This is a genomic window from Proteus sp. TSJ240517, assembly GCF_047921575.1.
In the GTDB taxonomy this organism is placed as follows: Bacteria; Pseudomonadota; Gammaproteobacteria; order Enterobacterales; family Enterobacteriaceae; genus Proteus.
Map to the genome: position 1 here is coordinate 334,354 of NZ_JBLRMH010000003.1, position 25,954 is coordinate 360,307.

At 35.9% G+C, this 25,954-nt stretch carries 37 protein-coding genes and 1 tRNA gene; 12 read left to right on the forward strand and 26 right to left on the reverse strand.

The features are described 5' to 3' along the window. The first annotated feature begins 722 nt into the window (after nucleotides 1-722). Nucleotides 723-1,214 carry a hypothetical protein gene (locus tag ACNARN_RS07755; RefSeq protein ID WP_416304309.1) on the forward strand — a complete coding sequence of 164 codons (492 nt, stop codon included), beginning with the start codon at nucleotides 723-725 and terminating at the stop codon, nucleotides 1,212-1,214. Nucleotides 1,215-1,330: 116 nt separating this feature from the next. On the opposite strand, the gene fabA is transcribed toward ACNARN_RS07755, so the two are convergent. Continuing rightward, nucleotides 1,331-1,849, reverse strand: a complete 519-nt coding sequence (gene fabA / locus ACNARN_RS07760) for a bifunctional 3-hydroxydecanoyl-ACP dehydratase/trans-2-decenoyl-ACP isomerase (RefSeq protein WP_023581351.1) — start codon at nucleotides 1,847-1,849, stop codon at nucleotides 1,331-1,333. An 83-nt stretch (nucleotides 1,850-1,932) separates the two neighbouring features. After that, the gene (locus tag ACNARN_RS07765; RefSeq protein ID WP_198620520.1) at nucleotides 1,933-3,675 is read right to left on the reverse strand and encodes an AAA family ATPase; all 1,743 of its coding nucleotides are present in this window, start codon (nucleotides 3,673-3,675) and stop codon (nucleotides 1,933-1,935) included. 361 nt (nucleotides 3,676-4,036) lie between these two features. On the opposite strand from ACNARN_RS07765, the gene matP reads away from it, so the two are divergent. Further along, on the forward strand, nucleotides 4,037-4,498 hold the full coding sequence (gene matP / locus ACNARN_RS07770) for a macrodomain Ter protein MatP (RefSeq protein ID WP_088493264.1): 462 nt from the start codon (nucleotides 4,037-4,039) through the stop codon (nucleotides 4,496-4,498). Nucleotides 4,499-4,677: 179 nt separating this feature from the next. Here matP and ompA read toward each other — a convergent pair whose 3' ends face one another. Together ompA and sulA are read right to left on the reverse strand one after the other, a co-directional pair. After that, nucleotides 4,678-5,769, reverse strand: coding sequence for a porin OmpA (ompA, locus tag ACNARN_RS07775; protein WP_198620521.1), 1,092 nt, complete (start codon nucleotides 5,767-5,769; stop codon nucleotides 4,678-4,680). Between the two features lie 349 nt (nucleotides 5,770-6,118). Further along, nucleotides 6,119-6,670, reverse strand: a complete 552-nt coding sequence (gene sulA / locus ACNARN_RS07780; protein WP_109373552.1) for an SOS-induced cell division inhibitor SulA — start codon at nucleotides 6,668-6,670, stop codon at nucleotides 6,119-6,121. A 228-nt stretch (nucleotides 6,671-6,898) separates the two neighbouring features. On the opposite strand from sulA, the gene ACNARN_RS07785 reads away from it, so the two are divergent. Continuing rightward, a complete protein-coding gene (locus tag ACNARN_RS07785; RefSeq protein WP_109373553.1) occupies nucleotides 6,899-7,507 on the forward strand; it encodes a TfoX/Sxy family DNA transformation protein in 609 nt (202 codons plus the stop codon). A gap of 70 nt (nucleotides 7,508-7,577) precedes the next feature. Here ACNARN_RS07785 and yccS read toward each other — a convergent pair whose 3' ends face one another. Further along, nucleotides 7,578-9,746, reverse strand: a complete 2,169-nt coding sequence (yccS, locus tag ACNARN_RS07790) for a YccS family putative transporter (RefSeq protein ID WP_198620523.1) — start codon at nucleotides 9,744-9,746, stop codon at nucleotides 7,578-7,580. Between the two features lie 114 nt (nucleotides 9,747-9,860). Between yccS and helD the strand changes: the two genes are divergently transcribed. Further along, a complete protein-coding gene (gene helD, locus ACNARN_RS07795) occupies nucleotides 9,861-11,912 on the forward strand; it encodes a DNA helicase IV (RefSeq protein WP_416304310.1) in 2,052 nt (683 codons plus the stop codon). Nucleotides 11,913-11,914: 2 nt separating this feature from the next. Here the strand turns inward: helD and ACNARN_RS07800 are convergent, their stop codons facing one another. After that, nucleotides 11,915-12,373, reverse strand: a complete 459-nt coding sequence (locus tag ACNARN_RS07800; protein WP_075673145.1) for a methylglyoxal synthase — start codon at nucleotides 12,371-12,373, stop codon at nucleotides 11,915-11,917. Between the two features lie 137 nt (nucleotides 12,374-12,510). Here ACNARN_RS07800 and ACNARN_RS07805 point away from each other — a divergent pair, with 137 nt between their 5' ends. Further along, nucleotides 12,511-12,924, forward strand: a complete 414-nt coding sequence (locus tag ACNARN_RS07805) for a CoA-binding protein (RefSeq protein ID WP_109373556.1) — start codon at nucleotides 12,511-12,513, stop codon at nucleotides 12,922-12,924. 79 nt (nucleotides 12,925-13,003) lie between these two features. On the opposite strand, the gene hspQ is transcribed toward ACNARN_RS07805, so the two are convergent. Beyond that, nucleotides 13,004-13,324 (reverse strand): heat shock protein HspQ, encoded by a 321-nt coding sequence (gene hspQ, locus ACNARN_RS07810; protein WP_006537351.1) that lies wholly within the window; start codon nucleotides 13,322-13,324, stop codon nucleotides 13,004-13,006. Nucleotides 13,325-13,520: 196 nt separating this feature from the next. On the opposite strand from hspQ, the gene ACNARN_RS07815 reads away from it, so the two are divergent. Continuing rightward, a complete protein-coding gene (locus ACNARN_RS07815; protein ID WP_198620525.1) occupies nucleotides 13,521-13,802 on the forward strand; it encodes an acylphosphatase in 282 nt (93 codons plus the stop codon). A 34-nt stretch (nucleotides 13,803-13,836) separates the two neighbouring features. Here ACNARN_RS07815 and tusE read toward each other — a convergent pair whose 3' ends face one another. Further along, nucleotides 13,837-14,166 (reverse strand): sulfurtransferase TusE, encoded by a 330-nt coding sequence (gene tusE / locus ACNARN_RS07820; protein ID WP_416304311.1) that lies wholly within the window; start codon nucleotides 14,164-14,166, stop codon nucleotides 13,837-13,839. 182 nt (nucleotides 14,167-14,348) lie between these two features. Between tusE and ACNARN_RS07825 the strand changes: the two genes are divergently transcribed. Further along, a tRNA-Ser gene (locus ACNARN_RS07825) sits at nucleotides 14,349-14,436 on the forward strand. A 165-nt stretch (nucleotides 14,437-14,601) separates the two neighbouring features. Beyond that, nucleotides 14,602-15,786 carry a tyrosine-type recombinase/integrase gene (locus ACNARN_RS07830; protein ID WP_109849951.1) on the forward strand — a complete coding sequence of 395 codons (1,185 nt, stop codon included), beginning with the start codon at nucleotides 14,602-14,604 and terminating at the stop codon, nucleotides 15,784-15,786. Nucleotides 15,787-15,789: 3 nt separating this feature from the next. Here the strand turns inward: ACNARN_RS07830 and ACNARN_RS07835 are convergent, their stop codons facing one another. The 15 genes from ACNARN_RS07835 to ACNARN_RS07905 form a co-directional block, all read right to left on the reverse strand. Then, the gene (locus ACNARN_RS07835; protein WP_063693452.1) at nucleotides 15,790-15,996 is read right to left on the reverse strand and encodes a helix-turn-helix transcriptional regulator; all 207 of its coding nucleotides are present in this window, start codon (nucleotides 15,994-15,996) and stop codon (nucleotides 15,790-15,792) included. Nucleotides 15,997-16,025: 29 nt separating this feature from the next. After that, the gene (locus ACNARN_RS07840) at nucleotides 16,026-16,220 is read right to left on the reverse strand and encodes a hypothetical protein (protein ID WP_098943689.1); all 195 of its coding nucleotides are present in this window, start codon (nucleotides 16,218-16,220) and stop codon (nucleotides 16,026-16,028) included. Nucleotides 16,221-16,304: 84 nt separating this feature from the next. Continuing rightward, the gene (locus ACNARN_RS07845; protein WP_416304312.1) at nucleotides 16,305-16,907 is read right to left on the reverse strand and encodes an MT-A70 family methyltransferase; all 603 of its coding nucleotides are present in this window, start codon (nucleotides 16,905-16,907) and stop codon (nucleotides 16,305-16,307) included. Further along, a complete protein-coding gene (locus ACNARN_RS07850) occupies nucleotides 16,894-17,205 on the reverse strand; it encodes a DUF2591 family protein (protein ID WP_109849925.1) in 312 nt (103 codons plus the stop codon). The genes ACNARN_RS07845 and ACNARN_RS07850 overlap by 14 nt, the downstream gene beginning before the upstream one ends. Before the next feature lie 270 nt (nucleotides 17,206-17,475). After that, nucleotides 17,476-18,747: a DNA (cytosine-5-)-methyltransferase gene (gene dcm, locus ACNARN_RS07855; RefSeq protein WP_416304313.1), complete on the reverse strand. Its 1,272-nt coding sequence runs from the start codon at nucleotides 18,745-18,747 to the stop codon at nucleotides 17,476-17,478. 72 nt (nucleotides 18,748-18,819) lie between these two features. Beyond that, nucleotides 18,820-19,095 (reverse strand): hypothetical protein, encoded by a 276-nt coding sequence (locus tag ACNARN_RS07860; protein WP_416304314.1) that lies wholly within the window; start codon nucleotides 19,093-19,095, stop codon nucleotides 18,820-18,822. Continuing rightward, on the reverse strand, nucleotides 19,088-19,348 hold the full coding sequence (locus ACNARN_RS07865) for a hypothetical protein (RefSeq protein WP_109849929.1): 261 nt from the start codon (nucleotides 19,346-19,348) through the stop codon (nucleotides 19,088-19,090). The genes ACNARN_RS07860 and ACNARN_RS07865 overlap by 8 nt, the downstream gene beginning before the upstream one ends. Further along, on the reverse strand, nucleotides 19,348-19,629 hold the full coding sequence (locus tag ACNARN_RS07870) for a hypothetical protein (protein WP_109849930.1): 282 nt from the start codon (nucleotides 19,627-19,629) through the stop codon (nucleotides 19,348-19,350). Before ACNARN_RS07870 ends, ACNARN_RS07865 begins: the two co-directional genes overlap by 1 nt. A gap of 72 nt (nucleotides 19,630-19,701) precedes the next feature. Further along, complete coding sequence (ssb, locus tag ACNARN_RS07875; RefSeq protein WP_160230129.1) at nucleotides 19,702-20,229, reverse strand: single-stranded DNA-binding protein; 528 nt, start codon at nucleotides 20,227-20,229, stop codon at nucleotides 19,702-19,704. Beyond that, nucleotides 20,229-20,840, reverse strand: coding sequence for an ERF family protein (locus ACNARN_RS07880; protein ID WP_109849932.1), 612 nt, complete (start codon nucleotides 20,838-20,840; stop codon nucleotides 20,229-20,231). Before ACNARN_RS07880 ends, ssb begins: the two co-directional genes overlap by 1 nt. A 1-nt stretch (nucleotide 20,841) precedes the next feature. Further along, on the reverse strand, nucleotides 20,842-21,162 hold the full coding sequence (locus ACNARN_RS07885; RefSeq protein ID WP_109373564.1) for a hypothetical protein: 321 nt from the start codon (nucleotides 21,160-21,162) through the stop codon (nucleotides 20,842-20,844). 145 nt (nucleotides 21,163-21,307) lie between these two features. Continuing rightward, nucleotides 21,308-21,583, reverse strand: a complete 276-nt coding sequence (locus ACNARN_RS07890) for a hypothetical protein (RefSeq protein ID WP_098943682.1) — start codon at nucleotides 21,581-21,583, stop codon at nucleotides 21,308-21,310. Beyond that, entirely contained in the window at nucleotides 21,574-21,750 is a 177-nt protein-coding gene (locus ACNARN_RS07895; RefSeq protein ID WP_160230130.1) for a hypothetical protein, read from the reverse strand. The genes ACNARN_RS07890 and ACNARN_RS07895 overlap by 10 nt, the downstream gene beginning before the upstream one ends. Before the next feature lie 88 nt (nucleotides 21,751-21,838). Further along, nucleotides 21,839-22,066: a hypothetical protein gene (locus tag ACNARN_RS07900; RefSeq protein WP_098943681.1), complete on the reverse strand. Its 228-nt coding sequence runs from the start codon at nucleotides 22,064-22,066 to the stop codon at nucleotides 21,839-21,841. A gap of 88 nt (nucleotides 22,067-22,154) precedes the next feature. After that, the gene (locus ACNARN_RS07905; RefSeq protein WP_138158020.1) at nucleotides 22,155-22,379 is read right to left on the reverse strand and encodes a hypothetical protein; all 225 of its coding nucleotides are present in this window, start codon (nucleotides 22,377-22,379) and stop codon (nucleotides 22,155-22,157) included. An 80-nt stretch (nucleotides 22,380-22,459) separates the two neighbouring features. Here ACNARN_RS07905 and ACNARN_RS07910 point away from each other — a divergent pair, with 80 nt between their 5' ends. Then, entirely contained in the window at nucleotides 22,460-22,834 is a 375-nt protein-coding gene (locus ACNARN_RS07910) for a hypothetical protein (protein WP_098943679.1), read from the forward strand. Nucleotides 22,835-23,033: 199 nt separating this feature from the next. On the opposite strand, the gene ACNARN_RS07915 is transcribed toward ACNARN_RS07910, so the two are convergent. Further along, nucleotides 23,034-23,336: a hypothetical protein gene (locus tag ACNARN_RS07915; protein ID WP_098943678.1), complete on the reverse strand. Its 303-nt coding sequence runs from the start codon at nucleotides 23,334-23,336 to the stop codon at nucleotides 23,034-23,036. 445 nt (nucleotides 23,337-23,781) lie between these two features. Here ACNARN_RS07915 and ACNARN_RS07920 point away from each other — a divergent pair, with 445 nt between their 5' ends. After that, nucleotides 23,782-23,976 carry a DUF2767 family protein gene (locus tag ACNARN_RS07920; RefSeq protein WP_098943677.1) on the forward strand — a complete coding sequence of 65 codons (195 nt, stop codon included), beginning with the start codon at nucleotides 23,782-23,784 and terminating at the stop codon, nucleotides 23,974-23,976. A 155-nt stretch (nucleotides 23,977-24,131) separates the two neighbouring features. Here ACNARN_RS07920 and ACNARN_RS07925 read toward each other — a convergent pair whose 3' ends face one another. Continuing rightward, nucleotides 24,132-24,419, reverse strand: a complete 288-nt coding sequence (locus tag ACNARN_RS07925) for a DUF3024 domain-containing protein (RefSeq protein WP_231039483.1) — start codon at nucleotides 24,417-24,419, stop codon at nucleotides 24,132-24,134. Between the two features lie 62 nt (nucleotides 24,420-24,481). Continuing rightward, nucleotides 24,482-25,192, reverse strand: a complete 711-nt coding sequence (locus ACNARN_RS07930; protein WP_098943676.1) for a LexA family protein — start codon at nucleotides 25,190-25,192, stop codon at nucleotides 24,482-24,484. A 95-nt stretch (nucleotides 25,193-25,287) separates the two neighbouring features. Here ACNARN_RS07930 and ACNARN_RS07935 point away from each other — a divergent pair, with 95 nt between their 5' ends. Further along, nucleotides 25,288-25,473, forward strand: coding sequence for a Cro/CI family transcriptional regulator (locus tag ACNARN_RS07935; RefSeq protein WP_088495874.1), 186 nt, complete (start codon nucleotides 25,288-25,290; stop codon nucleotides 25,471-25,473). A 118-nt stretch (nucleotides 25,474-25,591) separates the two neighbouring features. Then, entirely contained in the window at nucleotides 25,592-25,939 is a 348-nt protein-coding gene (locus tag ACNARN_RS07940) for a hypothetical protein (RefSeq protein ID WP_004247478.1), read from the forward strand. Nucleotides 25,940-25,954: the final 15 nt, after the last annotated feature.

Consider the following 25,954-nt stretch of genomic DNA (forward strand, 5'->3'; position numbering starts at 1 on the left):
CAATTTGGATATAAAAAAGGCTTACATTTTTGTAAGCCTTTTTACGTTATATTGTCATTATTTTTTTATTCTGATCTATAAGAATTTCTACGTAAACGAAACCCATAAATAGTAAGAAAAATAGCAAGTATTGTATTAACAGAATTATAGAGCCAATCAATTTTTTCTGAAGTAAACCAAGGTATAGAAAATGTAAATATCAGAAATATGCCACAATAAAACATAAAGTCTGCATTTTTTTAGATACTTTTCCTTTATTAATCACTTATTTTCCTTAAATTATTTTTATGACGATTAATTTAACTTAAGGATTTCCTTTTGATTTTTTAAATAACTTATATAAATTTGGACTATATAAACATAATGAGGTTATAGAAAAACCTAAGATCCATTTTATATTGAATTGATTAGCATACATACAAATAAATATAATCAATAAAACTGTGATCTTATAGCCAATTGCTTTGCAAAGAAAAAAGATAAGATCAATCAGAAAGCTCAACAGTTCTACTATTGCGCTTATAATCATATCCATACGATTATTTCTTGACGTAATCTACTTATACTAAGTGGATATAAATTTTAAGTTTAGTATTTGTTTGGAATAAAAAAAGTTCACTTAAATTAAATTTATCTTTATATATAAATTTTATTTATTAATATAATGACACTATACATCGATTAATTTATGATAGCGACTTTTATTTACAAGGAAGATTTCAATGAAAAAACCAATATCATTATGGATAATATTAATTGTTTTTATTTTCTTTACTTTAGGGCAATTAATATCTTCATTTACTAGTGTTTCTACTTTAGTGGGCATATCTATAAAAGATAGCGAAAATTTAAATTTAATAGCTTATCTTTCTATATTGTGGAGTTTGATACAAACTTTTGCTCTCCCAACTTTATATGTTATTACTCTTTTTGTTATCTTTATGAATAAAGAAATAGCATCGATGATGCTAAAAATATTCTGGAGTATATCAATGCTTCCTATCACTATTGCAATAGTCGTAGGTATGCAAAATACATTGGATAATACAAGTGGTAGTAATCAAGCAGAAAATTCAGGTGAAGTATTAGGGATCTTATTTTTAGTAGGATTACTTGTTTATCTTACATACAGCTTATTTTTCTCTCTTAAAATTAAACAATATTTTCAGTATCTAAAAGATAAACAATCGACAGCATGTATTGATAAAAACTGAGTTGAATATGATCTGTTTTTTATAAAAAAATAAATACGTTGTTAGCATAGATAAAAAAATACCGTGTACTTTATGTTACACGGTATTTCTATAATAGATTCGGGTTGTTATCTATCTTAGAATGCAGTTGTATCTTTAAATAAGCCAACTTTTAAGTCTTTTGCTTCATAAATCAGCTTACCATCAACATACACTTCACCATCGGCAATACCCATGATCAGTTTACGATTGATAACACGTTTGAAATCAATTTTATAGGTAACTTTCTTTGCTGTTGGTAATATTTGCCCAGTGAATTTAACTTCACCAACACCAAGCGCACGGCCTTTACCTTCACCACCAAGCCAGCCAAGATAGAAGCCAACAAGTTGCCACATGGCATCTAGGCCTAAGCAACCTGGCATAACAGGATCATTCACGAAGTGGCAATCAAAGAACCATAAATCTGGCTTGATATCGAATTCTGCTTCGATAAAGCCTTTATTATGGGTGCCGCCATCTTCTGTCATTTTAATGATGCGATCCATCATTAGCATATTACCAGATGGCAGTGGTGGGCCATCTTGGCCAAATAATTCACCACGGCCTGAAGCAATGAGGTCTTCTTTAGAATAAGATTCGCGTTTATCAACCATTGTCTATATAGCCTTTATCAAGTGTAAGACAACAGAATAGCTTACACTTGTACGCTGAACAACTCCGATCACTTGAAACAGAATTATCTGAATAGACGTAAGAACCAAGGTAATTTAGGTCTATCCTGATTATTTGCAAGTGTTATACGATCATGAATAACAGCTAACAAGTGTGAGTCTGATTGTTCTGGTTCACATTGCTCTTCATAATATGGCTGACGCGTCAGTAACGTTATCGCTTCCGCTACATGAGTGACAGGCCAAATATGAAATTTTTCTTCTTTTACCGCTTGTTGCACATTTTCGTTGAGTACAAGATGGCGAATATTGGCAAGAGGAATAATTACGCCTTGTGCACCAGTTAGCCCTCTTTGTTGGCAGATATCAAAGAAGCCTTCGATTTTCTGGTTTACGCCGCCAATCGGTTGGACTTGACCAAATTGATCAACGGCACCTGTAACAGCAATTTGTTGATCAATAGGTTGTTGTGCCAGAGTGCTAATAAAAGCACATAATTCAGCCAGAGAGGCGCTATCACCATCCACCTCACCATATGATTGTTCAAAAACAATCGAGGTGCTAAATGGCTGTGGTTGGTCTAAACGTAATTCTGAGTTTAAGTAAGCTTGCATAATCATCATTCCTTTAGCATGAAGATTGCCACCAAGCTCAGCTTTTCGCTCAACATCTGTAAACTCACCATCACCTATATGTGCAACGCAGGTAATGCGAGTCGGTTCTCCGATTAAATCAGGATATCCAGGGTAATCCAAGACAGAAAGTCCATTGATTTGACCAACAGCTTCACCTTCTGTTTGTATCATTACTTGGTCTTGTAAAATCTCATCACGACTACGTTCTAATAAATAACTGTGTCGCCATAGGCGATTTTCTTCTGCTTTTTTCAATGCATCAGCATTTAGAGAAGGACCATGATTAAAACGAATTGCATAACGAAGCTGGCGTAAGATCCATTCTAAATCTAGGCTCAGCATTAGCTGATCTTCATGTTGTCTTGCTGCTTGTGTTAGCAAGACTTCCCAAGCATCCGCAGATAGAGAAGGGAGGCTATATTTTTGGCACAATGAATTTACAAAGCCACACCATTGAGAAAGAGCGGTTTCGTCTTCTAAATACATATCGTATTCATATTCACCATATAAAGCAGTGCTACTTAGCTCAGGCTCCATAAATTCAAGCTCTTCAAGGCTTAATCTATCACCGACTAAAATAACCCGTAAATTGAGAGGCATGCTTTCAATAGGCAAAGGCAGGGATTGATTGTCATTCCAAACAAGCCATTCAAAACGCTGCTCTTCAACCATTTTTTTAAGGCGGAACCACATTAGTGGTTGTGCAAGTAAAGATTTTATAGAGAGGACTAAAATGCCTCCATTTACTTTATGCAATAAACCTGGGCTGAGGGTAACTTCGTCTTTATGGCAATAGAATGAACCAAAGAGTTGTTCTGGCTCTATCCATTGGCAACAAGTAATAGATTCTGATGATGAAAATGCACCTTGTACATTTTCTTGCCAATCGATTTTATTGGTTTCTGCTTGATAACTGCCAACAACAGGATCAGTTTTGATCCCTGATTGCGTTAATGTGTCTGTCAGCATATCAAAGTAAGCAGTAGAATCATCCGCTTTTAACAGCATAAACTGCCCTGAATCTGCATTGTTTAACCATTGCAGGCTTTCATACAGGCGAGGTTGAACCTCACGAAGTAGAGATGCAGGTAATTGAGATGCTGTTTGAAAGAAAGTTTGGTAGGAGGCGTAATCAGGACGTAACGCCTGCCATTCTAATTCGTTGTTTTTCAAGGTTACCGTTTTTATTATTGATTAGTGAAAAGAGATAATTAGATATCGTATAAGTCGATACCTATCCTGCAATAAGACGGTTCTTTAACTGTCATCAACTGCATAGGCAGGGAATATGTACCGCTACGACCTTATAATGACGGGTTAATAATTGGTCATTAAGGTTTTATGATAGCGACGCTCGATTCTATCATAACGTGCTCAGAAAACTATCCCTTATCAAGGCTTGTTATTAATTGATAAGAAAGATTATCTAAAATAACTTTGCCTATAAAATAGTCAAAAAATTTCGGTTCAGTGGCAGTATTTTTGTAAAATTGTTGATATGCTACTATATAGTTACGTTGTCACGGGGATTTGTATGAAATATCAACAATTAGAGAACCTAGAATGTGGCTGGAAGTGGGCCTATCTAGTAAAAAAACACCGTGAAGGTGAATTAATTACCCGTTATATAGAAAAAAGTGCCGCTGATGAAGTTGTCGAGCAATTGTTGCTTCTTGAATCACAACCATTAAAAGTTTTAGAGTGGATAGATTTGCATATGAATCCTGATTTATCTAATAGGATGAAGCAAACGATTAGAGCTCGCAGAAAACGTTATTTTAATGCTGAGCATCAGCATACGCGCAAGAAATCAATCGATTTAACGTTTAAAGTTTGGCAACGCTTATCTGCATTGTCACAACGAAGAGGGATCACATTATCAGAAACGATCGTGCAATTAATTGAAGACGCTGAACGAAAAGAACAATATGCATTAAAAGTGCATAGTTTAAAAGATGGACTCATTGAGTTATTAGAACGCGATAAAGAAAAATAAGTTACATTATTCTTAGCTTACTGGCTTCGACAATTTATTTGTTTTTATTGTGATATTTCATACTGGCCTGAAAACGTTCTTGTCTTTATATTTTGATCTAATTTTATCTCCATAAAAGAAAAACCCTGCCAATGGCAGGGTTTTGAATTCATCAACAGTAGATTATTCTACTATCTGAATTATTTACCAGCAGGAACAACAACTTCAGTTGTACCTTGGATTTCGATCTCAACACGACGGTCTGGCGCTAAGCAATCGATCAGAGCTGAACGAGCTTTAACGTTGTCACATGTGTTGCCAGTAACTGGGTTTTCTTTACCACGACCTTCTGCAGAGATGCTGTTTGCAGGGATACCTTTAGAAACCAGGTAATCAACTACAGATTGAGCACGTTTTTCTGACAGAGGCAGGTTGTAGTTTTGTGAACCGATACGGTCAGTGTAACCGATAACTACTACACGACCTTGAGTTGGGTCGATGTTAGCCAGTTCAGCGTACAGACCATTCAGAGCTTCTTGACCTTCAGCTTTCAGAGTAGATTTGTTGAAGTTGAACAGAACGTCTGAACGCAGAGTAAAGGTTTTGTTCTCAACAACTGGAGCTGGAGCTACAACTGGTGCTGGAGCTACAACTGGAGCTGGAGTTTCTTGGTTGAAGCGGTAAGCAACACCAACACTCAGCATGCCGTTGTCTGGACGTGCATTCAGAGTACCTTTATCACCGATGTTGTTGATCCATTGATATTCAACACGGGTAGCGATGTTTGGAGTGATCGCGTATTCAGTACCTAATGCGAATACTGGAGAAACGCCAGTATCGTTATTAGAGAAACGTTCTTGAACTGGAGATGCTGAAGTAGCATTTTTAGTTGCAGAAGAATCTGCACGCCATACCATACCACCTAAACGAGTATAAACGTCTAAGTCTTCCATTACTGGATAACTTAATTTAGTGGTTAATTGGATACCTTGAGCACGGAATGCACCGTTGTCATATGAACCTTTATAAGTCATACGACCTAACCAATCGTAACCCAGTTCAAAACCTAAGTATTGGTTGTATTGATAACCAGCAAATGCACCTGCACCTAATTGATCACGGTGAGTGTTACCATTACCGATAGAAGTACCATCGAAATGGTTGCTAGTACCTTGGTATTGAGACCAACCTAATTTACCACCAGTATACCAGGTATTGTCTTTTGGAGCTGCTTGCGCTGCAGTTGCGAAAGCTGCCACTGCCACTGCTAATGCGATAGCTGTCTTTTTCATTTTTACGCCTCGTTATCATCCAAGTTAGGCATTTGGCTTTAAGCCTTATTATTTGCCCTTGGTTAAATTATTGTTAGGAATCCAATGCTTTCATCAAATGATGATCCCGAAAAATGGGATTTAAAGCATAACCTTAACGACATAAAGTCTACAATGAACTTAAAAAGTTACAAGTAATCCTTTAAAATTCGACTTAAAATTTTAAAAAGATCCGTCTTATTCCACAATGGGAAAGATTCTGTATTTTTGTTAAATTTCTTGTAACTATATGATTTAGGTTATAAATACTTTTGACTTATCTTAAATGACACAAGGGTGTTTTGAGTATTAGGAAAACTCTTAAATTTCACTAATGGTAGTGAATTGAATGAATTTTTACGGAATTCAAATGTCGTTTAGATGTATTAGTACTTTCTAAATGGATATTTGAATTAACTTGCTGTCGCATAATAAACCCAAGGGTTTTTCCTTTACTTGCAGCAGATTCTAATCGTTTCATCTCTTCTGACGATATTTCTGGTAACCAACCGAGTACTACACTGTAATTACCACTCATCAGTGCTTTTTCCATTAAATCAACAGTAGTTATCATATTTATATGATTTAACTGGATTATTTTGTTAAGTGGTAATCCTGCGTTTTTTAACCAAGTACGATTTAGTTTTTGTTGTGGATTTAGCCACAATAACCAACGCGATTCATGACTATACTGTTTCAGTAATGGCAAAAGGATGTGATTAATGACGAGCGGGTTTTGGTAGAGAAGTTCACTCACCATACCTTGTTTATTATTACTATCGTAAGTCGCCACTGTTGAAGGGATAGATAGAGGTAATACCTCATTTGAGATCTCTTGGAGAATGGCGTTCTGTCTTGTCGGAGATGATGTTGAGAGTTTCATATTTACCTCGTTCCATATGTACTGTATGAATATACAGTATCTCTATATTTCGCTTAAATCAAGCTCATTTTTTTGAAAGTTCCTCTCAAATTTTATGTAAATCTCTATTTTTAAGTCGTCAACTATTGGCAATATAAAGGAAATTCTTTATTGTCCTTCTTGTTATGTTTATGCATGTTTTTGAATTCAAAGATAAAATTTAATCTTAAAGTATGTGTTGGAGTTTCAATGTTATTTTTACCTGAGCAAAGGAAGGCTCATTTATTATCGCGTATTGCGCAATATGGAGAGTTAACAACAAAGTCTCAATTTGGTGGTGTTAGCTTAATGATTGATGATGTTATGTTTGCTATCACGTCAGATAATGAGTTTTATTTAAAAGGAAGTGGTTTTTTAGAAACTCTTTATAAGGCAACAAAAATGAGTTCCTATACCTATTTGAAAAAAGGAATTCCTATCATATTGCGTTATTACCATATAACGGATTCACTATGGAAAAATCAGCAAAAATTAGATCAATATATTGATATGTCATATCACTACAGCATTCAAGAATATTTAGGACAACGAAAAAAGCCTTGCAGAATAAAAGACTTACCTAATTTAGGTGTGATATTAGAAAAAAGGTTGAATCAAATTGGCATTAATCAAGTTGAAGAACTGCGTTTAATCGGTGCTAAAGCGTGTTATCTAAAATTAATGCATAGCCACAATTTGAGAAATAGTGAACTTTTACTTTCATTGGCAGGAGCTATCGTTGGGTGCCATCGTTCTGTATTACCTAGTCAACTTAAAATGGAGTTATTAGATTGGTACAACGAATTATCTTTTCAATAAGATAAAAGTAATGACCGTTATTTTCTCTAATGTACTTATGGCAATTAGAGAAAATAACGTCAATATGGGACTAAACTTGGGGTTTAGGTAGGCTGTTTGATTCGCTTTGCTCAATAATTTGGATACAACTAATAATTTGTGGCAGCAAATCCAATAGTAATCGGATTTGAGTGAGTACTAATTGAATGCGAGGATTATCTGCATTAGGTAATAGGTTGATCCTTTCAATTAATTCTACATGAGATTGCTTAAATCCTTCGTCTTGTGGCGTTTTGCGACGTAAAGCAGAATCGATATAACAAACCGTATCATTAAGCAATGTAAGTACATTCTCATCTTCTATTTTTGAACGATGAACGCCAAGTGCAGAAATATAACTGAGTAAAGTGTGATTTAAGCAAAGCAACTGGAAAGCCACTTCTTGGGATGCTTGATAACTTTTTGGCTCTGATGACATGTTTGAGATCAATGATGCTAATTCACCATCACTGCTATGAGCATTTCGACGAGCAATTCGATAACTCAAGCTATTATTTTTTCCTTGGTAATATTGAATAAGGATGGCATCAAGATAATAGCAGTTATTCGTCATTGTTTTTTGAATAACAACAGGCAGTTGACGGAATTTCCAATCAGGCCAAATAAAGCTAACAGCAAACCATGCTATGGCACAGCCAATTAAGGTATCGATAATACGAGGAAGGGCAACATCATAACCTTCACCAAGCAAATTGAAGCTTAATAAAACCAATAAAGTAATAAATAGTGTGGCATGTGCATATTGTATGGTTCTAAATGCGAAAAAGAGCGTACCCGTTATCACAATTAAAACAAGTTGCCCTTCAATTGAAGGAACAAAATATAAAATAGGGAAGCCAATTAAAATACCAATAATAGTACCACTTACTCGTAAGGTAAGACGTCGGCGAGTGGCATTGTAGTTAGGTTGGCAAACAAACAGACTGGTGAGTAATATCCAATAACCTCTGTCTAATTGGAAGAATTGAATAATGGCATAGCCAATACATAAAACGAGTGACATCCTAACGGCATGTCTAAAAAGCGCCGATTTAGGTGTAAGGTGTTCTTTTATTCTTAGTGCAATATCGCGCCATCCAGTTAAACCATCATCAGAAAGTTGCGTTTCTTCCTTTTGGTCGTGGGATATTTGGTATTGCTCTGTACTAATACTTCGTAAAAGCGCATCAATACCTTGAAGATTTTGCAGTAAATTATTTAAAGGCGTTATTAATTGTGGCTCTGAAGTCGTATTTTTTAAATGATTTAATGCATTCTCTAAATAATTTATAGCACGTTCTAATGAAGGGTTATGCTGATATTTTTTATGCCAAAGAATAGATTGTGCAACTTGTTCACAAGCTCGTGCCTGCATAGAAAGCAAACGTTGAAAACGAAATAACACATCGCTATGTCGCAATTCATTACTTAATAGTTGGTATTGAACATGCGACGAACTTGCTCGCTCATGAATATCTTGAGCAACAAAATAGTAATGAAGAGTGAAACGGCTACTACGTTGGCCTCTATCACCTTTTAATCGACTTAATAATGTAACTTTAGTTTGGTTCATCGTGTCAATTAATTGGCTATTTGCCATTGCTAAATTATAAAGCGAATGTTGATAGTCATCTTCGATATCAGGATCAAATAATGTCGCTTTAGCTTCGAGGTAAGTGGCAAGTTGTTGGTAGCAACGAGTTAAATTGTCCTGAACTGGGCGAATTGGGAATAATAAGTGACCAACTAATGTTAATGAGTTATACCAAATAGCGCCTAACAGTAGTAAAACGGGTTGTTCATACCATTCAGGGAAAATAGGCATACCGAGCATAGTATAAATTGCGATTAATAAAGCACCAAACGCAATGGTTGCGTACCGTTGGCCTAAAGCGCCTAATAAAATAAATCCCCAAGTAGAAATGGCTAAACCACAAAAGAATAAAATAGGATATGGGTAAAGTAATCCTATTGATGCTGAAGCAAGAAGAAAACAGCATAAAGTGATAACAAGGTTTTTTAAACGGCCAACAAGCCTATCATCTAAGTCAGTTAATGCTGCCGCAACCACTCCTAAAGTTAGCGGAATTGTGTATTTAGGCTCTTGCCCTAAAATCCAAGGAAACAAAGTCGTTCCTGTAAGCGCGATTATTATGCGAATATAATATAAAAAGTGGCTATTATAGATAAATCGGCGGGCGCCATTTAGCAAAGTGAACACAAAAAGCCCTTAAATAAACAAGATGAAGATAATTACCTCTTAGAATATAGGGTTTATCACCGATTAAAAAGAGCTTAACAACAGACTATTTGTTATTTATTGCAGGAATTACGTATGGAACTGAAATCCACCCCGATGGGACAACGTTTAGCACAGCATCCTTATAATAGAGTCAAATTGTTAAATGCTGGTATTGAAGTCAGTGGTGAAAAACATCAGTATTTAATTCCTTTTAACGAATTGATTAATATTCTCTGTAAAAAAGGAATTGTGTGGGGGGAATTAGAATTTTTATTGCCTGAAGATAAAGTTGTTCGATTGCATGGAACAGACTGGGGTGAAACTCAGCAGTTTTATCGTTATCTTTATCAATCATGGCAAAATTGGAGTAAAGAAATGAGCGAAATAAGTGCTCAGGTGCTTGAAAAGCAACTCCATAATATTAATGAAGTCACTCAATCAAATAGATGGATAAAAAAGTCTAAGCTTGTTGAGATCCAACAATCTATCAAAGAAAGCTTTTCTGCTATTCCCCTTCCTCTTGAACGCCTTACTCAATTTGATAATTGCCATACTCTTTATCAGCAATGTTTAGAATGGTTAAAGCAAGGTGACGCACTTATTAATAAAGAAAATTCTGCATGGGTAACTCAAATATTAAATGAGTATGTGGAATTTTTTAATACGATTGAATCATCGCCATTAAATGAATCGCAGTGTCGTGCTGTGATTAATGGTGAAGAAAATACTCTTGTTCTTGCTGGTGCGGGCAGTGGTAAAACATCAGTATTAGTCGCAAGAGTAGGCTGGTTATTACGTCGTCAATTAGCACAACCAGATCAAATCTTATTACTTGCTTTCGGTCGTAAAGCCGCACAAGAAATGAATGAAAGGCTTTCTAGTCGTTTAAATGCCGATATTATGGCAAAAACGTTCCATGCACTGGCATTATCCGTTATTCAACAAGCGACTAAAAAACAACCCAAAATTAGTGAGCTTGAAATAAATAGTGAAAAAAGAAGAGCGCTATTATTAGGTGAGTGGCGAGAGCAATGCCAACAGAAAAAAGCACAAGCAAAAGGGTGGCGAGAGTGGTTATCTCAGGAGTTAGAGTGGGATATTCCTGATGGTGAGTTTTGGCATGATAAAAAATTAGAAAACCAAGTTGCCGTAAGATTAGAGCGTTGGATTGGTTTATTAAGGATGCAAGGCGGTAGCCAAAAATCTCTGATTGAAAGTGTACAACCCGAATATACAGAAGCCTTTAAAAAGTATTTAAAATTATTATCTCCATTATTAAAAGCTTGGAAAACTGCATTAAAAGAGGAAGATGCGATCGATTTTTCGGGCTTATTACATCAAGCTATCAATCTTATTGAAAAAGGGCGTTTTATTAGTCCTTGGAAACATATTCTCGTTGATGAATTCCAAGATATTTCTCCATTAAGAGCTTCATTATTAACTGCATTAAAACAGCAAAATAAACAAACATCTCTATTTGCAGTAGGAGACGATTGGCAAGCCATTTATCGTTTTAGTGGCGCAGAATTATTATTAACGACTTCTTTCCATCACTCTTTTGGTGAAGGTGCTGAATGTGCATTAGATACGACTTATCGTTTTAATGACACGATAGGAAATGTTGCCAATACGTTTATTCAACAAAATCCAGCTCAATTATCTAAGCCTTTAAATAGTTTAGTGAAAGGTAATAAAAAGTCAGTTGTACTGTTATCTGATGATCAACTTGAAAATCTATTAAATAAAATGAGTGGTTATGTAGAAGAAAATGAAACTATCCTTTTACTCGCTCGTTATCACTATTTAAAACCAGAATTATTAAAAAAAGCGAAAACACGTTGGCCTAAATTAGATCTACAGTTTATGACTTTTCATGCTTCAAAAGGGCAACAAGCGGATTACGTTATTATTTTAGGTTTACAAGAAGGCAAAGATGCTTTTCCAGCACCAGCAAGAGAATCGATTATTGAATTGGCATTACTGCCTAGTGTTGAAGATTATCCTAATGCAGAGGAGCGACGCTTAATGTATGTCGCTTTAACAAGAGCAAAAAAACAAGTATGGCTATTATTTAATAAACAACAGCCATCTTGTTTTGTTTCAGAACTAAAATCTCAAGGTGTGCCTATACAGCGAAAACCTTAGGATTATTTTAATCTCTCTTTTAAATAACCCTCATAATCTGGAATTTTAATTGTAGATTCTTGTGAAAAGAGAGGTGATGAAATTAAAAAATTCGCAGTTGCACGATTTGTTGCAACTGGGATGTTCCAAACTGTAGCTAAGCGTAGAAGAGCTTTAACATCGGGATCGTGCGGAACAGCATTTAATGGATCCCAAAAGAAAATCATAATATCAATTTTCTTTTCAGCGATCATTGCACCTATTTGTTGGTCGCCACCCATAGGACCACTTAGCATTTGAGTAACAGTAAGGCCAGTGTGGTGATTAATTAAATTACCGGTAGTTCCTGTTGCAAATAACTTGTGTAGAGACAGTTGTTCACGATTATTTTCAACCCATTCCAGTAATGAGCTTTTACAGTGATCATGGGCAACAAGCGCGATATTTTTTTCTTTTAAGAGCGTGCGGTCAATTTGTTCCATTTGATACCTTTAAAAATAAATATAGTAATTATTCCAGTTTTCAAAATACCTTTTTTTTATCTTAGAAGCTATGAACAGATCAAGATACTATGATGTATCATAATATTTTCAATCTTCATGATGAACGGAGTAGATAAATGGTGGATTCAGACATTTATGACATTTTAAGAAGCGTTAAAACCATTGCGCTTGTTGGTGCGAGTAATAAAGAAGATCGCCCAAGCTATAAAGTCATGAAATTCCTATTAGAACAAGGCTATGATGTTATTCCTGTCAATCCAGGTATGTCAGGGCAGACCTTATTGGGGCAACCATGCTATGCCTCATTAAAAGATATTCCTGTTGCTGTTGATATGGTTGATGTTTTTCGTCAATCTGACGTAGCATTAGAAATTGCGCAAGAAGCCATTGAAATTAATGCCAAAGTATTATGGTTACAGATTGGTGTTATTAATGAAGATGCTAAAAATTTAGCCGAAGATGCAGGGTTACGTGTGGTAATGGATCGTTGTCCTAAAAAAGAAATTGAAGCACATGGTCTTCCTTGGTAATACGCTAAAATAAAATCGCCGAAAACAAATTCGGCGATTATCATTTCATTCAGATTACTGGTTATGTAGATTAATTGGGTTAATTTCTTAATCGTGGTGCCTGTAATTGGCTACGAATTGACTGTGATAACTCATCTAATGAGTCATTATCTAAGTGTTCATCTGAAACTTCATAGGTTATCTGCGCTTCAGCAAGATAAGTATGAACAGGTTGTCCTTCATCATCTTCCATCACAACATGGTACCAAGGTGCTGCTCGCAAGGTCACATTAGATGCAATATCATCCTCATTAGGTTGATCAAGGGAATATTCAGCATCCACATCGACAACAACGCCTAAGTAGCCGAGTAATTTATGTCTAACCTGCTGTCCTATCCCAAATTTGCTGGCGGTCATCATAGTATCACCTCCATATAGCCTTGCTTATTGGTTACATATATGAGGTCACAAAGTGAAATTTCAAGGGTTTGAAAAAATATAATCCTTTGCTTTCATTATGAATAAAAAACCTCACAAAATCAGATTATCTATTGTATAAAGAAAAGACAATAACCTAGACAGAATTTTTATTTGAAGAGGGTTACTAGAAGGGTATATGAAAATCGGTAGAGAATATATTATTCAAGGGCGTGTTCAAGGTGTTGGTTTTCGTTTTTTTACTTATCAGTGGATGAAAAAACAGCCAATAACAGGGTATGTTTGGAATCGTGATGATGGTAGCGTGGGAGTAAAGGCTTTTGCGGAAGAAAATGTATTAAAAGAATTTGAAGATTGGTTAGAAGCTGGTGGCCCAAGAAGTGCCAAAATTACATTTTGGTCAGCGACATCTTGTGAATATGAACCAATGGCAGACTTTTCAATCCGCCATTATGAGTAATATTATTTTAATGATCTTTTATCGAAAGATAATATTAAATACATTTAACGGGTTTTGGTAAACCAGCAAGTTTTGTCGCTTGTTTTGCAGGGCCTTTAGGAAACAAACAATAAAGATAACGGCTATTTCCTTTTTCATCGCCATATTTTTGTGCAAGCGCTTTTACTAACATCCGAATAGCAGGGGAGGTATTAAATTCTAAATAAAACTGGCGAACAAAACGGATAATCTCCCAATGTTGTTCTGTAAGCTCAATTTCCTCTAGTTCAGCTAATGTTGGAACCATATCTTCATTCCACTCATTGCTATTTTTTAAATAACCGTGACTATCTGTCTCGATTTCTTTTCCGTTAAATACAAACATGTGCGTAGCAACCAATCAAAAATAATACCGCTAATTTAGCAAAAATAAGGAAAATACCCAAGTAGAACCCATAAATCGTTGATAAATTAAGCCATTGACTTGTAATGCGTTTAATTTTACGGCAAACAGTACAATAAGGGCTTTACAACATAAGCCTAGGTGTTTATATTGCTCCCCATTGCGGAGGGGTGGCCGAGCGGCTGAAGGCAGCGGTCTTGAAAACCGCCGATGGGAAACCATCCGAGAGTTCGAATCTCTCCTCCTCCGCCATCTCAACATCTCCTAGCGTCTCCTGAAGTCTCCTAATCCCAGTAAAATCAAACCTTCGTACTAAATCATTGTCTCCTGAAGTCTCTTTATGTCTCTTGAAAGCTCCATTTTTTTGGGGTACAAATGGGGGGACATTATACCCCCTTAATATTTAATACCCCCAATATGAAACTAACAGTTAAGCAGGTTGATAGCAGTAAGCCAAAAGAAAAGGACTACAAACTATTCGATGGAGGAGGTTTATATCTATTAGTTACAAAATCAGGAAGTAAATATTGGAGATTAAAATACCGTATAGATGGCAAAGAAAAAGTTCTAGCTATCGGTGTCTACCCAACAATAACTCTAGCGGAAGCCAGAAAGAAAAGGGATGACGCAAAACGGCAGTTATCTGATGGCGTTGATCCTAACAAGATAAAGAAGGATAAGAAAAGGGATTCAAAGTTTGATGGAAGCAATACATTTAAAAGCATTGCTCTAGAGTGGTATGAGGGAAGAAAAGACCGATGGTCTGAGGGTTACCGTAATGACATGATGGAGGCATTTGAAAATGATGTTTTCCCATACATTGGAGATCGCCCAATAGCAGAGATTAAACCTCTCGAATTGCTGGAAGTGCTTTCAATAATGGAAAAGCGTGGCGTTACAGAGAAATTAAAAAAAGTTCGTCAGCGCTGTGGTGAGGTTTGGAAATACGCCATCATCACTGGACGAGCTGAATATAACCCTGCACCAGATTTAGCCAGCGCGTTTATTCCACATCAACGAGAAAATTATCCATATTTATTGGCTGATGAATTGCCTGAGTTTTTATCTTCAGTAGACAAGTATCAAGGAAGTCAGATCGTAAGAACTGCTTTAAATATATTAATGCTTACCGGTTTAAGACCAGGAGAGTTAAGAAAATCAGAATGGTCATTTATAGATTTTGAAAGCAAAACATGGAAGCTACCAGAAAAAATAATGAAGATGGGCAGGGTGCATGTTGTGCCAATGTCAGATCAGGTAATTTCTTTACTACGTCAAATACAGCCAATATCTGGTGATTATCAGTATATCTTCCCTAGTCGAACTAATCATAAGAAACATTTGTCTGAAATGGCAATAAATACAATGATTGGCAGAATGGGTTATAGAGGAAGGGCTACTGGTCACGGCTTTAGACACACCATGAGTACAATATTGCATGAGAAAGGATTTAATACAGCGTGGATAGAGTTACAACTTGCTCATGTTGACAAAAACTCTATCCGTGGCACTTATAACCATGCGCTGTATTTGGAGGGTAGAAGGGAGATGATGCAGTGGTATGCTGATTATATAGATGAGCTGAGAAGTAAAAAGAAATAAAATTCAATTGAGGGTATTTTCAGGGCAACGAGCATTATTAATTCGTTGCTCTATCCATTCATCCACTTCGCTTTCAATAAAACGAACCGAACGTGATCCTATTTTTACCTGCTTTGGAAACTCTCCTTTATCTATTAATTTGTAAGTCCATGACTTGCTATATCCCGTTCTATCTAAAACTTCATCCAAGCGTAATAATTTATATTCCATCTTTCTCTTCCTTTTGTAATTTCGTAATACTATCCATTCTTCCGTTTATATTGCTCATGATCATCACCACAATCTTTACTGCAATATGCACTATTAGGTGCAACAGGTTCTTCGTGACACCAAATACACATTCCGTTATGAGATTTAATTGCTGGTTTACGATTTGATAATGATGTTTGAATATGTAATTCGTTTATTTCATTTGCTGAGTCAATAATATCCATAATTACGCTTGTCCTGTTTCAATTAAATAAATAAGTACACATAATGCTATTAGCCCTGCAAGTTAAGTAAATGTCATAATTCATCTATATTAATTTAATGCTTCCTTCTACTTGGTTGCCATATACATCCAAATCACCATATTTCTCTCGTGCAAATAATTCGAGTCGAGGAACATCTCCGTATAATTCTTCTAACCTATAATGTATTTCTTTTGGCTTTTCGCTATGCTCACCAAGACATGAATAAATAACTTGCCTAACACTTGCAGACTTACGAGGTAATCCATTACCTCTTGTGGCTATTAAACACATTTCAATATTTTGACGAGTGTAATTACCGCAATTAATCTTCGTCTCATTGTTTAATATTTCCATAAAGTCAAAGAAATCTTCTGGTGGTTTTTTATTTATTCTATCTCCTGCATTTTTATTTAATTTCACCCATGCGAACCCGAACATGTTTTTAACTTTAAAATCCCATGCTTCGGTTAATTTAATTGCTTCGAGTGCAAAGTTTCCGGTGTACCACATAAACAGTACGGCATTTTTAGAGGAGTGTTTTTCTATTGGTAATCGAGAGAGGGAATATAAATCGGTGGTGTTGTAATGATTATCTGCTGCGCCATTTGAAACTTTGTTATTGTAAGACCAAGGTGGATCGCACAATATCAAGTCATATTTTTTCATTCTTCGCATCCTTAATCATTAAGAATAATTCCATAGCGCCACGGTATAAGCTTTCACGCTCAACCTGACCAACTGAACCATGGCAGCACATCCAGCCACCTGAGCTTTTAATCATCGATATTTCATTCTCAATAATAATCGGCATTGCGTCAGTAGGGTTATTGCATGGGTCGAAAGTCCGATAGCCGCTATCCATATAAGCTAATACAGATTCTTCCGTTAATAAGCATTTCTTCTTTAACCTTGTAGCAACTAATTCATTAATTTGAAGGTCGGTGTACTTATTATAGCTATTCATTGATTATCTCCCAATATTCGCAAATTCCTTTCCTGATAATTCCACCTGCTTCTAAATGACCAATTACACAACTAACCTGACTTTTAGAGTATTCAGGACTACATAAGTAATATAATTCAGCCTTTGTCAATTTGTTGTATTTTAGAAGATTAATTATTTCCTCTTTTAATTCATTCACCTCTCATCACCTCACCACAAATAATAGTTAAATCCCTCACTGACATTAAATATTCAGCGCGTTTATTGTATTTCGATTGCGTATATAAATTCTCAGATATTGGCATTACATGATTGTTCGTAATTAACAACAGGACGAATAGCTTCGTATTTATTTTCTCTGTATGCACATTTAAATATGTGAGCAATAACATCAACAGTCCAAGCATTGCCATAGCATTTATATGATTGTGAGTTTGAAACTATATTTTCACACCAGCCATCGGGGAATGTTTGTAATCTAGCGCATTCTGTCGGTGTTAATTTTCGATAATGACAGTTACTAATAGAATCCCATTCATGTCTATCATAAGAGTTGCGCCCAGATGAGCGAACAGTTTTACTCTTATTTCTAATTGCAACTTTCGGCTCTCTATGACCGCCTTGGCATGTGGATAGCGTTGGAGCCTTTCCTGCATCGGAATAAATGCGTTTTATCTGTTCATTACCTTTAATATCTGTGGCATTAGCAACATGAATTAATCCGTCCTTGGATTGCTTAACGTGCTCCCTTGGTTCGCATGCCCTATAAACAACATTGTCTTTTTGAACGGTAGTTAATGTATTTGTTTTTTCATCATTTCTTAATTCTAATCTCTGAGTGGTAAGTCCTGCTGTTTTTATTTTATGGTCTTGTCTTACTCCATTAATAATATAACGACCTCTAATTGCACCACAAAAAACAACTTGTCGCCTAGATTTATTAAAGTACTGACTTAAATTTGTTCCTTTCGAGTAATTGGCATCAATACAATATGACTTTTCTTTATTGGTAATGCTGTCATCATCAATAATATCTTTTAGTAAAATACCTTTATCTTCTGGTTGGCTAATTTCAAAATTAGTCCAATAATAACGTTGTCTATTTTGTGCTGATAATAATGAACTATTAATAAGAGTTTTATTTACATAACCTAATGCACGTTCGGTATGAAGCGTTATATATTCCTCAAACTCTTTTTTCATTTTTACATTTTCGAGCATAAATTTAGCGTCTGGATTATTTTCTAATACGTGACTCATTATATCTAATGTCGTCCAGAATAATTTACCGCGCTCATCTTTATCGCCTAATTGCTTACCAGCTAAACTCCACGACTGACAAGGGAACCCCGCAGTAACTAACCCAACACTTGACCAGTCAATACCCCACTCACGCCAATTATTAACGTCACCTAACTGGATATTATCTGGATAATGAAATTCAGATACTTTATTTGCAAACTTATCTATTTCAGCGATGTAATATTTATCAAATTTAATCCCAGCGCGAGACAATGCTAATCGACCAGCGGATATTCCATTGAACAAACTTAAATATATCATTTGGGTTTCCTATAAACGTGCAGAACCCTGTATTAGCATGAGTAATACATATCCGATTATTTGCATGGTTATTTAATCTAAAATAAATAGAGGGTAAATATCATCCTTTATTTCTGGGTTTTTAGTGTTAAATCCTATCCAATTATTTAATATTGTGTGAGATACAGTTAAATCTAGTGGTCTTTGCATTCCTGTATGTCTGGCAAATACTACGGATTCTAAATTATTAATTCGCTCTATTTCATTACAAACTTCAATTATTTCTTGCCAATTATGTTCATCAATACCTTCGCCTGAGTTTATTTTGTTTTTTAAATGTTTTGCCATTTCTAATATATTTTTATCCATTTTTAATTTTCACTCCGCTATCTAATAAAGCGATTTCACATGCTGATATTCCACTGTTATATCCGTCAGTAAAATAATCATAATTACCTTTATTCCTTTCTCTTATCGGTAAATTTAGTAATAATGATTCGCGTGATGCTTGCCATACAATAAATAATTGTGCTTTAACGAATGAAATAAGTTTTTCATCGTAGTTATAACCTGAATACTGATTGTTAAACCACGATTCAAATTGCATCCTTGATTTATCCATCACTCCACCTTTTGGGCTGAAAATGTTGGTTCAAACTCACGCTTAACCTCAAATATCCCTAGGTATTCATCGTCAATCCAGAGCATAAATAAGCATGGAAATCTGCTCTCCCATCCGTCACAGTCAGCGTGATAATATTCTGCACATGCTTCAATGCAGGATTCTAGGTCATCATCAGCACTGAAATTATGATCATCTGGTAATTCATATCGGAGGTTATTAGTAATTTGTGATGGAGTTTCGTCTTTACTTCTTGTTGTATAAAATTGAACTATTGCCATTATTCATTCCTCTGCTTGCATCCCTGCGAGTTAAATTAAGCTGTCCGTAGCTTTCATACTGATATCACTTGGTTAAATCACATAAATAGTGTGGCGTGGGTAGGGGTGTCCAATTGGCGCGAATGGAATGTCGTCTTCTTGAAAATCCATCGGTGGTTGACTCTGTGGTGCTTGATGTTGTGCTGGCTTCTGTGGTTGCTGTGGTTGACCCCATCCTTGATTTTGTTGTGGACTCTGCCTACCTGCCTGATTGTTGTTACCTAACATTTGCATTGAACCATTAATATTCACTACAACTTCCGTGCTGTATCTATCTTGTCCATTTTGATCTTGCCATTTACGTGTTTGTAATTGACCTTCGATATAGACTTGTGATCCTTTACGCAGATATTCGCCAGCAATTTCGGCGAGCTTTCCAAATATCACAATTCTATGCCATTCAACACGTTCCTTGGTTTCACCTGATTGTTTATCTTTCCATGAATCGCTGGTGGCTAATGTAATATTAGTGACCGCATCGCCATTTGGGAGGTAACGCATTTCAGGATCTTGACCTAGATGTCCTATCAATAAGACTTTGTTTACACCTTTACTTGCCATTACATCTTCTCCAATTCTGATTTTCTGATGTTATATACTTCCTTTGCTTTTGATTGTTCAGGCGTTTTTCTGAGTAACTTCCATGTTTCACCAAATTCTTTTTTCAAAATATTGAGATCTGTAATAGCCATTGCTGAATTAGTAAAATCTTTCAATATTTGATCTGGTGTTCTCGGTGCTACATTGTGGACTTCTGCATCCGCATCGATTGCCGTTTCTTCAGTTGGTATACAAAATGTTTGGAAAGCTGCGTATTTATATGCAATAGACATGGCTTTATTTGTGGCTTTGTCTCCGCTATCCATTGCTTCACCATAAGTCACAACCGTGTGTTTGCTTCCATCTTCAACAGAAACAAATTCAAACTCAGCTTTCACTACGACATAAAATAACAAGCCACCTCTTTGTGTTTGTCTTTCCGTGACGGTACGTTCAATGATCCGTGGAAGAATAAGCAACCCATGCTTAACTAGAGCAGGAGCGAGAGCGTTATATACCGCGTCAATTCCTCTGAACATAAATCCTTGTTGTTGATTTACACTTCCTTTTTTAATGCCCGTTTCAGCCATTTCTCTAGCAACATTACTAATAGCTTTGTATACAGCTGTCATATTAATCCCCTAAATATTGACCTTGACGGCGATCACTTCCGTAGTAATCGACTTCAAATTTATTACTAGGCGTATATGTCCTTTTTGAATCTCGTTGGGCTTGAATATGCTCAGGAAGAGGAGGGTGATTTTTCGATGTGTTCAAGTTCATGTGTAGCAATTCCATTGCTAATCGTTTTTCCCTATCTGGCACACTTGTATTCGGCAATTGACCGTCAATCATTGCAATTGCCTTAGCGAGAGCCTCTTCTCTATTTTTTTCTAACTGTGATGTTAATCGAGGGTATTTTTTTGTTGGGCAGAAATGAGAGATATTGTTCATTGAAAATCTCCCTGAAAGTCCTTCATTGGCAATGACAATCCTTGCCGTCCTAACACTTCCGTTTGATACATAAATTCATCGAGCTCGCATTCCTGCGATTCTTTGCACCTCCTGCGCAATTCTTCTAACCATTGTTGATGGTCTGTCACGCAACCCTCCTGAAATACAACTCATTGAGTATCTTTGCAACCACTTCCCCTCGTCCTGAGAGATGAATAGCCGTAGCAAGTGACTTTTCATCATATTGACTGATTATGTAATCAACGACTTCTGAGGGGGCAGGTTGGTAATATTGGGTAAGTTCTCCAAATGATTCGGTTTCAATGTGGACATCGTTGAGATTCTGAAAGGTTATTTCCGTGCCATTATTTCGGTTTCTGCTCGTCATATCGGCATAGGTGTAACGTATGGTTAGTGACATACTTTCCTCCCATAAGCTTTCATTTGTAATTGACTTGCTAATCGCCAAATATTTTTGTTATTTGTAGAGACGGCTATCCTTGCAGCTTGACGAGCAAGTTGTAAAAAAGGTGTAGAGATACTCACCGCCATGCCGTCACGCATAGCGCTGTAATAGTTAGTTTTCATGGTGACCTCGCTAGATGAGCGATAAGGTGGTTATCTGGTGTTGGCGAAGTGAAGGTGTATTAATTTATTTTTAATGATTTGAATTTTATTAGTGTGTTATTTTATTGAGCAATGTGTTTATAGCAGCTTTTTTAAATGATGATTTAATTGAATTTTCTCCAACTAAATTATCTGAGAAGTTACTTAGTAATATAGCTAATTCTGGTGCTTCTTCATGAGCGTATACTTGTGTTTTTACTTCAACATGTGGTGATTTAATTTTATGGTCTAAAGTTAATTTCACATTAATAACGACACTGGTTTCTTGTTTCATCATTTTTATTTCCTTTTAATGAATATAATTAATTACGAAATATTTTGTTTATATATCTAAATATATGGTGGGTTATTGTTGAGCGAGAGCTTTAGAGTTTTGCTACAACTTCGTCATAATTGACTTCAAAGTCTTCGCAGGTTTCTTTCAAGTCGTTAAAGTTAATTGCGTGATTTAAGGCGCTAACTTCATCCTGAGTTAGTTGTTCATCTCGGTAATCATTAAATCCAACTGATAACAATTTACCGCCTAATATCTCTGTTCCTGTATTAACAGACGGCTCCTTACCATCTTCATACTCAACTACGAATGTCATTTTACTCATGTCATACATCCTTCGTTATTAACTAACATACTGATATACTCCATTTAACTTAAATAAATGGATTTGTTTTCATGAAATTAATTACTGTTGCTGCGCTTTTATTCACAACATCTGCAATAGCTGATAATCAGTGCAAGCCAGATGATATTTGTTTGTCTTTCAAAACTAGTAAAGGTGAGCTTTTTATTGCATGTAAAAATATAGAATCAGCAGAAATTGACTCTCATATACAAGAAAATGATTCCTTGAGAATTAGACTTAAAAATGATACTGGTCTGAGTAATTTTTCTGTTAAAAATATCGGTCAAATAGCAGATATTAATATTAACGGAGTCAAGTATACTCAGGCTGTCATCACATCTCGTATGGATACTTCTATTAGAGTTACAGTAACTTCAAGTCCTAACTTTCAATTAGTAGACGATTTGATAAGGTGTATTAATTAAACATGACGCTAGTAGCCTGAATACTCACGAAGTGCGTCTACTATTTCATCACATTCAACAATTAGACTAATTTTTGAATTATCATCACACTCTTTTAACCGACCAAGTTTGATGGATTATTTTCTCAACATCTTTGCTTGCCATTCTGGATTGTAACTATCTGGAGTTTTAATTCCCATCTCTATCTCCTATCTATTAATCAACGTGCCGTAACCCCGAATTCACTGCTCGGCTGTTTTGTTTTAACTCCTGAAAATACTGCTACATTAGGTAAGCAACAGTTATCTGCTGAGTCATAAACTTTAGTACTACGAATTGAAATTGCTTTTTCAACCCTACTAACTGGTTTGCGTGTTAGTGATAAAGTAGGGCGCTTTATTTCTTCTTTTGGCTTGCCATGAATGGCAACTTTTAACTGTTCATTCATAGCATATGCGTTTTGTAATTCCGTTCTACGGTCAGCTCTGCGACTTCTAGCGCAGTTATATCCGCGAATACACATAATTACCACCTCCGAATAAGTTTTGGTGATTGGTGGTAGGTGCTGATCTCCTACTTTCGGTGTTACGTCATGCGACTTATTGAGTTATTGCCGATCCCTATATTGCTAATCAGCTTTATCATTCACCAATCCAAAAACTTACTGTTTTTGGTTTGCGCATTTTTCAGCGCGTTCTGTTAAAGAGCGAACATCCTGTTTATCTATGGCTTCTTGCCTTTGGTATGTTAAATATAACCAGCGGTGATTTACAAGTCAACACCGCGGGTAATTAAAATATAACTAGCGGTGTTAATTTATTGTATTTCCAGATAATTTATTTTCAAAAAAATCTCAAGTTGGAATGCAGATCACTTTAATAGACAAACCTCAGTGCAGAAAACAAACAAAAATGTTTATGTGCATATCCAGTAGAGTGTTATTGTTTAAATATTGAACGGAGGTGTGTATGAATATTGAAAGAGATGCTATTTATGAAAGTGTATGCCAAGTTGTAGGAAGGTCTGTAATGTTATTAAACGAAAAAGGTTACCGCATTACACATAAGAATATCTCAGCAATTTTAGAAGAGCAGCGTGTAAATGAAGAGAGTAAACATATGATTGCTATTTATAGTATAGCTATTGATTTGATTGATAAATAAGTGAAAAAGAAGCCCCCATGGGAGGGCTGGGCATTAGTAATTAATCTTCATCTTCAAACAAGCAGTTATATTCACTATAAGCCATTAATTCTGGATAATATACAAGGCCAGCTTTTTCTTGAATAGATTATATTGTCGTTGAGCATACTCAGTTACTAACCAAAGAAATATCCGCAAACATTTTCTTCTACTAATTGAATTGCATCAGAGAAGCTACCTAACATTTTTTCATCGTAGTGGTGCCAGTTGCTATTTTTATCCATCCAAAGCAGAGACCATGAACTAGAATGCCTATTATATGTTATTTTTGCTATTGGTTCTTCTACTTTGCCATCACTCCATATTAGTTGTCTAATTTCAAAGATAATTACTGAGTCGTCCTCGATACGATACTGTAGATCTAATTCATCTCTCAGGTGCTCTGCTGGGCGGCGTTTTTCCATGAAAAACTCCATACACCGTCTAATATTTGCTATCTCAATATTGTTAAACGCCATACTCCCTCCTAAAACGTGTCGTCAGGCCATTGTGACTTGATTACCTTACCTATGATTGTGCAATTCCCATTAATGGGGATCAGGTCATAGCGTGGGTTTAATGGCTCTAGATACTCAATCCCGCCTTCTCTAATAAGTCGTTTGAATGTAAATTCATCATTCAGTAAACGAGCAACACAGAAATCTCCGAACTCGACTTCTTCTTCAGGATCTACCAGAATTAGCATTCCTTCTGGAAAACTTGGCTTTCCTCCAGGTGGGGCTGTCATTGATTGCCCTTCAACTTCTAACCAGAAAGCGCGCTCACTAGCTTTCTTAGCTGTCGGTATCCAATACACAGCATCTTTCTGAGTGTATGAGTTAAATTCTGTTGAGAAAGCGCCAGCTTGTACCTTTGTAAATAGAGGGTACTGGTATTTTTCATTCATGCTTGGTGTTTTTAATGGGCTGACAGCTTTAAACATACCTCTAATTTCTTTGGCTAGAGATGGGCTAAATTCATCAACAGTGACTTGCAATGCTTCTGCTAGCTTAGCTGCATTCTCTATATTTAATGCATTTACGCCATTCAATAATTGAGCAATGGCACTTTGCCCCATGCCGATTGAATCACCAAGGGTTTCTTGTGACAAGCTGAGCTCTTTCTTTTTTGCCTCAAATATATTTTTTAGGCGAAGAGCGTCAGCTTTTTGTTCATCTGTGATCGGTTTTTTTTTCATACTGCAATTTTATTACCAAATGGAATATTTGCCAATCACCGCAGGTGTTGACTATTTTATCACTTGCGGTAATAATGATTAAAAAAGGAGAAACTATGGAAAAAGTCCCTCTTACTAAATTTGCTACTGAGCTAGGACAACACAAAACGGCTGAATTGTTAGGTGTTAGGCAAAGCGCAATAAGTAAAGCAATTTTAAAGAAAAGAAATATTTTCATTATCAGAAAACAAGATGGAACAGTTGAGGCTGAAGAAGTTAAGCCGTTTCCATCAGGAAAATAAGTATCATCCTGCTCTTTAACAGCTCTGCGCTGAAAAATGCGCACCTAAACAATCCGCTCATATGGAATGAGCCACGGATCATTATTGTCCCTTAGTTAACTCATAAGGACTCTAAACAATGGAATGCGCAAATACACGCAAACAATTCAATCAATTTATCTCTAATCACCTAATAGCTTCAGCATTGCAAGCATTGAGAAATAAAACTCAATCTGCTGTGGCTAGAACGTTAGGTGTTCATGATTCAACAATCCTACGTCGAACTGAAAAATATCCTGAAATATGCGAAACGCTTGTCGCATCGGGAATTATTGATTTTGTGATGGAAGGAGAACGAAAAATCTCAGAAGAAGAGTACCGATTTTTGTGGAAACAAATGGGTGAACTTTCTCAAATGAAAATAAAAGAAAACGCCTCGATTGCGGCAACAAACGAGGCGTGTTGTTCAATGGAATTCACCATTTAACGTACAAATATACTG